Annotated in this window: 8 protein-coding genes and 1 pseudogene; 2 read left to right on the top strand and 7 right to left on the bottom strand. The window is 70.4% G+C overall.

The features are described from left to right. The first annotated feature begins 164 nt into the window (after window positions 1-164). Together ACFPCY_RS20730 and ACFPCY_RS20725 are read left to right on the top strand one after the other, a co-directional pair. The gene (locus ACFPCY_RS20730; RefSeq protein WP_378257496.1) at window positions 165-536 is read left to right on the top strand and encodes a MerR family transcriptional regulator; all 372 of its coding nucleotides are present in this window, start codon (window positions 165-167) and stop codon (window positions 534-536) included. Between the two features lie 532 nt (window positions 537-1068). Next, window positions 1069-1272, top strand: coding sequence for a cold-shock protein (locus tag ACFPCY_RS20725; RefSeq protein ID WP_378257495.1), 204 nt, complete (start codon window positions 1069-1071; stop codon window positions 1270-1272). Window positions 1273-1528: 256 nt separating this feature from the next. Here ACFPCY_RS20725 and ACFPCY_RS20720 read toward each other — a convergent pair. The 7 genes and pseudogenes from ACFPCY_RS20720 to ACFPCY_RS20690 all read right to left on the bottom strand — a co-directional run. Further along, window positions 1529-1861 (bottom strand): annotated as a pseudogene (locus ACFPCY_RS20720) (transposase); the annotation flags it as partial. 196 nt (window positions 1862-2057) lie between these two features. After that, entirely contained in the window at window positions 2058-2639 is a 582-nt protein-coding gene (locus ACFPCY_RS20715) for a dihydrofolate reductase family protein (RefSeq protein WP_378257493.1), read from the bottom strand. 62 nt (window positions 2640-2701) lie between these two features. After that, on the bottom strand, window positions 2702-3541 hold the full coding sequence (locus ACFPCY_RS20710) for an AraC family transcriptional regulator (protein WP_378257491.1): 840 nt from the start codon (window positions 3539-3541) through the stop codon (window positions 2702-2704). A 185-nt stretch (window positions 3542-3726) separates the two neighbouring features. Next, the gene (locus ACFPCY_RS20705; RefSeq protein ID WP_378257489.1) at window positions 3727-4803 is read right to left on the bottom strand and encodes an LLM class flavin-dependent oxidoreductase; all 1077 of its coding nucleotides are present in this window, start codon (window positions 4801-4803) and stop codon (window positions 3727-3729) included. A 17-nt stretch (window positions 4804-4820) separates the two neighbouring features. Continuing rightward, window positions 4821-5372 carry an amidohydrolase family protein gene (locus ACFPCY_RS20700; RefSeq protein ID WP_378257487.1) on the bottom strand — a complete coding sequence of 184 codons (552 nt, stop codon included), beginning with the start codon at window positions 5370-5372 and terminating at the stop codon, window positions 4821-4823. A 19-nt stretch (window positions 5373-5391) separates the two neighbouring features. Beyond that, on the bottom strand, window positions 5392-6273 hold the full coding sequence (locus ACFPCY_RS20695) for an ABC transporter ATP-binding protein (RefSeq protein WP_378257486.1): 882 nt from the start codon (window positions 6271-6273) through the stop codon (window positions 5392-5394). Further along, window positions 6257-7318, bottom strand: a complete 1062-nt coding sequence (locus tag ACFPCY_RS20690) for a taurine ABC transporter substrate-binding protein (RefSeq protein ID WP_378257484.1) — start codon at window positions 7316-7318, stop codon at window positions 6257-6259. The genes ACFPCY_RS20695 and ACFPCY_RS20690 overlap by 17 nt, the downstream gene beginning before the upstream one ends. Window positions 7319-7350 lie beyond the last annotated feature (32 nt).

Raw genomic sequence — 7350 nt, 5'->3', positions numbered from 1 at the left:
GAGCGGGCGCCGCGGAGCCGAACCGGCCGTACAACCGGATAGGCCGGACGGCCGGATAGATGGTGTTGTTCCTCAAAAGGGGGCCCCGGTGCCGCAGCGCGGCGCCGGGGCCCATGTCGGCGTCGGCCCGGCACGCACCCGCATGATCGACACGGAAGGAATGCATGCAACCTGAGACCACCCGCGCCACCGCCACCGGCACCGGTCCGGACCCGCTGGACGACAAGCTCAACGACGAGGACTACCCGGCCTACAGCATGGGCCGCGCCGCCGAACTGCTGAACGTCGCCCCCGCCTTCCTGCGCGCCCTGGACGCCGCCAAACTGTTCGTCCCCCAGCGCTCGGCCGGCGGCCACCGCCGCTACTCCCGCTACCAGCTGCGCCTGGCCCAACGCGTCCGCGACCTGGTCGACCAGGGCACCGCCCTGGACGCCGCCTGCCGCATCATCATCCTGGAAGACCAGCTCGCCGAAGCCCACAAGATCAACCTCCAACTCCAGCAACGCCTCGACCAGAACCTCAGCAAAAGCCCCTGAACGGGTCTGGCCTGCTGGCCATGGCCGTCGGGTTCTTCCCCGGCGGCCTGGCCATCCGGCGGCGGCAGAGGGGCGGCTGGACGCCGCCAGCGCGCCAGCGGTCCTCTGCGAGGTCCAGCGAGCTCCTGGCGAAGGCTTCCGGGCAGCGAATCACCCTAGATCTGTCGCAGGCGTCCTTCGGCGATTCCGCCGGGCTGAACACGTTCGGGCGGCTGGGGAAACAGGCCAGAATCACCGACGGAATTCGGTGCTGGTACTTCGCCGAAAGTTGCTGTTTCCGGGTCCCCCGCAGGGCCCGTCCACCTCGGCGGCTGACGCCCAAAGTTGCCGTGGGGGGCTGAGCCCAGCGGATTCTGCCGATCTGGTGTAGGGTCGGTACCAATGGTTGTAGTCGAGTTTTGCGAACGTGAAAACGCCCGCGGAGTTCTTCCGGCGGGCGTTTTGCCTTTTGGGGGCAACTCCAGACGGGCGTACGGCCAGCAGCCCGGATCGCGCAGCCGCGCGGTCCGTCGCCCGATGAGAGGACACCCCAATGACTCAGGGAACCGTGAAGTGGTTCAACCCCGACAAGGGATTCGGGTTCATCGCCCCCAGTGACGGCACCGGCGACATCTTCGTCCATCAGTCGGTGATCGACACCGACGGGTTCCGCACCCTGGAAGAGAACCAGAAGGTGGAGTTCACCTCCATCCGCGGCCCCAGGGGCATGCAGGCCGACATGGTCCGCGCGCTCTAACGACGCGCACCAGCAGCAGACCACCGACGGGCAGGACCGCGCGAGCGGCCCTGCCCGTCGGCACGAGATCCACCGAACACCCCAAGCGCGCAGGGCCAACGGGACGCCGAAAAACGCCACCGAGCAGGACCGGGGCCGCGGCGCCGGCGTCTGCCTCCCCGAAGTGTTCTTTGCGCCCGCGCCCCTGTCCCCGCGCCGCTCTCCAGGCGGACGGGCGGCCATCGCGATGGGCTTGTACCGAAGTCGACCGGCAGCCACCCTTGCTGGTGCCGGGCCGATCGAAGTAGGCCCGCGCGTCGGCTGCCCGTTTCTTCAACGTGCGGCCGAGTGCGGTGACCTCGACCAGTGAGTTCGGGACACCGGTGCTGATCGGGTGAGCAGCCCGGCACCGGTCTGCAGGGTCCTGCGCGCGGAGTAGAGCGGGTCGTTCTTCATGCCGCGGTGACCTTGGATCGCCAACTGGCCCCGGCGGCGGCACCGGCAGCGGCACCGGTCCAGCGCATCGGTCGGCCAAGTGCACGACGTGGAAGGGATCCATGACCGCTGTCGCGTCGGGGAGCTCTTCGGTGGTGGCGGTCTTGAAGCCGGTGACGGCTGGGCCGAGCTCATCGAGCCGGCACAACTTGGTCAGGTCAGGGCAGGCGAAGGTAGCGGCAGGCGAGTCGAGGTTTGCCGATCTGGAGGATCTCGACTTCCATCCCAGGGCAGCGATGCACGAACGCAGCCGAAGGCCCGGTCTGGTGTCACCGTCGCAGTGGACTTCTTCGCGTGCTCGCTCAGATCGGTCACCGGCGCACCCGGTAGCGCAGGTGGAGCACCCGGTTGCCCTGGATCACCACGTCTGGATCCTCCAAGAGGTGCTGTGCGTCGACGGAGCCGAAGTAGCGCTTGCCGGACCCGAACACGACGGGCGCGATGTCCATGCGCACCTCGTCGACCAGCCCGGACGCGAGCATCTGGCCGCCGACGTCGCCGGCGGCGACCTCGACCGTACGGTCGCCCGCAAGCTTCTGCGCCTCGGCCATGGCGGCCTCGATGCCGTCGACGAAGTGGAACGGCGCCCGGGTGTCCCAGCCCTCGGGCGTCGGCCGATGCGTCACGACGACCACGTGGGCGACGCCGGACGGTGGCGTGCCGTCCCAGCCGTCGGTCATGTCGAAGACGTGGCGGCCGGCGATCGTCACTGCGATCTCGTCCCAGTACGGCCGGGTGTAGTCGTAGGACGCCTGCGACACCTTCAGTACGCCACCGTCGTCCAACGGCACGTCACCGCTGGTCAGCCACTCGAAGATCGGACCGGGATCGTCGTTCTCGGCCGCGATGAATCCATCCACCGAGACCGACGCGCTCATGACCACTTTCCCCATGGTTCCTCCTCGTTTCGGGGGCCCCAGTCTTGTGCGGCATGAGACGTCGCTCTTGTAAGAAATCAATCGGCCGGCAGCGGCCAGCCGTCCAGTGCGTGGCCGGGATGGTCGCGCAGGAATCGCCGCCGGACTTCGATGTACCGGGTCGGCGTGAGCCCGGTGAACTCCCTGAACTCGTGCACGAAATGGGCCTGGTCGAAGTATCCGGCGTCAGCGGCGACGTCTCCCCAGTCGATCGGTGCGGCGACGTCGATCGCCAACACGGCGGAGCTGAAGCGGTAGCTGCGAGCCAGCCGTTTCGGCGTGACGCCGACGATGGCCTTGAACCGCTTCGCCAGGTAGGTGCTGCTGGCGCGGGCTGCGACACCGAGGTCGCTGATCGGCACTGTCCCGCCTGTCTCCGCGATGGCGCCGCTCGTTCGGCGGATCAGGTCCAGACCATCGATCACCCGCAGCCGTCGCTCCAGTTCCTCCTCGAGCACCATCAACATTTCGTCCGGTGCGTCCGCCAGGCTCAGCCGGCGTCGCAACTCGGTGATCGCGGGCCGGCCCCAGATCTGCTCCATCGTCGCCGGTCGGTCACACAACTCGGCCGCGGGCACCGGAAGGAACGGTGCCAGGCCCCACGGCTTGAAGTGGACACCCACGGAGCGGGTCGGGGTCGGGTAGCCGAACTCCCACGCGCGGGTGGGTGTGGTGACCGCGCAGCCGTCGGCGTACTCCAGGGCCTCAACGGCGGTGCCGGCGCGGATGAGGAACGGGTCCCCGAGATTGACGATGAGCAACGGCGCCGGTGCCGCCGGCAGCATCAACCGGGAGTACGGCGGGACGCCCTCCAGGTAATAGATGTCGTCGATCAGCCCGTCCAGCGGCGGACGCGGCACTCTGGACCCGTACTCCACGCCCACATCATCGCCGACGGCCTGCCTGGCGTCGCGCGCCGGGACGGTCCGGCCGCGCCGCCGCCCGGCAGCGATATCCGGCGCCGATCCATGACGGACCCCCGGTGCGGGCCGTCAGCAAGCGATGGAGGCTGACATTTGCCATCGAAGAGGAGCGGACGGAGCACGACCAGCGAAGCGAAGGGTCAGGTCGTGGCCGGGGTGAGGGTGGGGAGGAGGTACTCGCCCACTCGGTAGGCCTCTTCCAGGTGGGGCCAGCCGGACAGGATGAACTCCTCGATGCCCAGGGCGGCGTACTCGCGGATCAGGGTGGTGACCTCGGCGTCGGAGCCGACCAGGGCCGTTCCCGCGCCCTCGCGGACCAGGCCGACGCCCGCCCAGAGGCCGGGCGAGACCTCCAGGCTCCGCGTGTCGCCGCCGTGCAGGGCGGTCATGCGGCTCTGGCCGGTCGAGTCGAAGCGGGCGAAGCGTCGCTGGGCCGCCTGGATCCGGGCGGGGTCCATGCCCGCCAACAGGCGGTCGGCCTCCGCCCAGGCCTGCTCGGTGGTGTCCCGGGCGATGACGTGGAGGCGGATGCCCAGGCGGAGCGCGCGGCCGCGGGCGGCGGCCGCGGCTCGCAGCCTGGTGGCGCGCTCGGCGATCGCGGCCGGGGGTTCGCCCCACATGAGGGCGACGTCGGCGTGCTCGGCCGCGACGCGTTCGGCGGCCGGGGACGCGCCGCCGAAATAGATCTCCGGGGGGTCGGTGAGGGGTGTGGTCAGGCCTCCCTTCTCGATGGTGTAGTGGTCGCCGCGGAAGTCGAAGGGGTCTCCCGTCCAGGTGCGGCGGAGAGCGTGAAGGAACTCGGCGGTGCGGTCGTAGCGGGCGTCGTGATCGAGGAAGTCGCCGTAGGCGCGCTGTTCCACGGGGTCGCCGCCGGTGACGACGTTCAGCAGGAGCCGTCCGCCGGAGATCTCCTGGAAGGTCTGGGCCTGCTGGGCGAGCAGGGTGGGCAGGGTGGAGCCGGGCCGGAAGGCCACCAGCAGCTTCAGCCGGTCGGTGTGCTGGGCCACCGCGGCGCAGACGATCCACGGGTCGGGGCAGCCGGCGCCGACCGGGGTGAGCGCGGCCTCGAAACCGGCGTCCTCGGCGGCGCGGGCCACCTGGGAGAGGTAGCGGACGCTGCCCGGGCGTGACGCGGAACGGGACGCGTCGGTGTTCATGATCGCCGTACGGACGTCGTGCCCGTCGCCGGTGGTGGGGAGGAACCAGTGGAAACGCACGGGGCATCCCTTTCTAGTCAGGCGGTGTGGACGGCCCGGCCGCCGACGATGGTCTGCAGCACCTCGCTGTCCTTGATCGCGTGCGGCCGGACGGTCAGCGGGTTCTCGGCCCGTTGTTCGGGGCCGAGGAAGATGTCGCGGCGCGGGTCGCCCCAGTAGTAGGTGTGCGAGACGAAGAACGACGCCTGGACGCCGAGCCGTCTCACGCGGTCCGGCTGGTCCTCGCGAACGGTCTGGGCGTGCTCGATCCGCATCCTGTGGTCGCGCCGTCCGTGCTCGGCGATGGCGGACTCGTAGGCGTCGAGCAGGTCGTCGATGGCCGCGTCGCCGTTGCCGTGGATACGGACGTCGGCCACGCCCATGTGGACGTCGGCCACGCCCATGTGGACGTTGGCCACGCCCATGTGCGCGTTGGTGTGCGCCGCCCAGATCGGCAGCGTGCCGCCGGCCCGGTCGAGGTCGGCGGCGGTCGAGCGGTGGCCCTCGGCGAGCAGTGCGGTGCCGGCGGCGGCCAGCGAACCGCCGAGGACGGCGCGCCTGCCGACATTGTCGGAGCACAGGATGCACATGGTGGTGGTTCTCCAGTGGTCAGGCGGCGGCCGCGCGCACGGTGGCCGCGAGCTTCTCGCGAAGGGCGAGGAAGCCGGGGTGGGCGTGCGGGGACTCCTCGCGCGGCAGCGTGGAGGTCTCGTCCAGGACGACGCGGCCGGGGCGCCTGCTGAGGGCGATGATCCGGGTGCCGAGCAGGACGGCCTCGTCGACGCTGTGCGTGACGAAGAGGACGGTCGTGCCGGTCCGCCGCCAGATCTGGCGCAGCTCCTCTTGCAGGCGCTCGCGGGTGAGGGCGTCGAGAGCCGCGAACGGCTCGTCCATGAGCAGGATGCGGGGGCCGGGGGCCAGGGCGCGGGCGATCGCGGCGCGTTGCTGCATCCCGCCGGACAGCTCGTGCGGCAGGCGCGTGGCCGCCTCCGACAGCCCGACCAGGTCGAGCAGTTCGGCGGTACGCGTCCGGCGGTCGGCCACGGGGACACCGGTCATCCGCAGGCCGAACTCCACGTTCCGGCGCACGTTGAGCCAGGGGAAGAGCCGGGGCTGCTGGAACACGACGCCGCGGTCGGGGCCGGGACCGGTGACCGGCTCACCGGCGACCTTGACCTCGCCTCGGCTCGGCCGGGCGAAGCCCGCGACCAGGCGCAGCAGCGTGCTCTTCCCGCAGCCCGACGGTCCGACGATCGTGACGAACTCGCCTGCCGGGATGTCGGTGTCGACCTCGCGCAGGGCGTCCACCGTGTCCGTTCGGCCGAGCAGACCGCCCAGCCGCCGGTCACCGCCGTACGTCACCGAGACCGCGTCGAGCGAGACCGCCGCCGCCTGGCCGCCGGAGGGCGTCGGGCCGTCCGAGGTCGTCGGGCCGTCCGAGGTCGAGGTCGGGCCGTCCGAGGTCGGGATCGGGCTATCGGAGGAAGGCATCGCCGAGTTCCTTGCCGGCCAGGCCGCGCTGGAAGACGTCCAGGTCGGGCACGGTGGGGATCTTGTTCTGCGCCTTGAGGAACTGGGCCGCGCTGTACAGGTTCTGCGCCAAGGCTCCCGGCCGGGACGCCGTCCCGAGGTACTGGGGCCCTGCCTGCTGCCTGCCGTCCAGCAGGACGAGCTGGTCGATCTGCTTGGACGCGTCGTCCGGCGACACGTTGAGCTGGCGGCCCACCGCCGCTGCGGCCGTCGTCCTGTCGCTGCGGATCAGCTTGATCGCGCGGTCCTCCTGCTGGAGCCAGACCGACAGCGCCTTGGGGTACCTGTCGGCGAACGCCGTCCGAACGACCGCGAGGTCGGCCGTCACCTTGCCCTTGGCGGCGAGGTCCTTGCTGGTGACGAGGACCTTGCCGGTCTTCTCCAGCTCCGACAGGACGGGCGTCCAGACGTAGGCGGCGTCGATGTCGCCGCGGCTCCAGGCGGCCTGGATGTCCGGCGGCTCGAGGTCGACGATCTTCACGTCGGTCTCCTTGAGCCCGGCGTCCTGGAGCGCGGCCAGCAGGCTGTAGTGCGAGGTCGAGGAGAACGGGGTGGCGATCTTCTTCCCCCTCAGCTCGGCGATCCCCGTGGCCCTGCGGGCGACGAGGGCCTCGTTCTCCCCGATCACATCGAAGATCCACGGCACCTTGTACCCGATGTTCAGCGGCGCCGACAGGCCCTTGGTGACCGGGCTGGACCCGGCCAGGCCGATGTCGATCGAACCGGCGATCATCGCGGTGTTGACGTCGCCGCCCGAGTCGAACCTCGACCACGTGATCCTGGTCTTGGGCAGGGCCTTCTCCAGCCACCGCTGGTCCTTGACGACCAGATCGCCGTTCGGGATGAGCTGGTAGCCGATGCGCAGCGTCTTGGGACTGCCGTCGGAGTTCGCGGCGCCGCCCCCTGCAGCCTTTGCCGCTCCCGTACCCGAGGAGCAGGCGGCGAGTGCGAGGGAGAGCGCGGTGGCGAAGGTGGCGAGCAACGCCGGGCCGTGGGTCTTCTTCATGGATGCCTTCTGTCCGTCAGTGTCGTACGGGG

This window comes from Actinomadura gamaensis (assembly GCF_042652125.1).
Taxonomy (GTDB): domain Bacteria; phylum Actinomycetota; class Actinomycetes; order Streptosporangiales; family Streptosporangiaceae; genus Spirillospora; species Spirillospora gamaensis.
The sequence above is the reverse complement of the archived record's forward strand: the minus strand, read 5'-3'. Positions and strand labels throughout refer to the sequence as shown.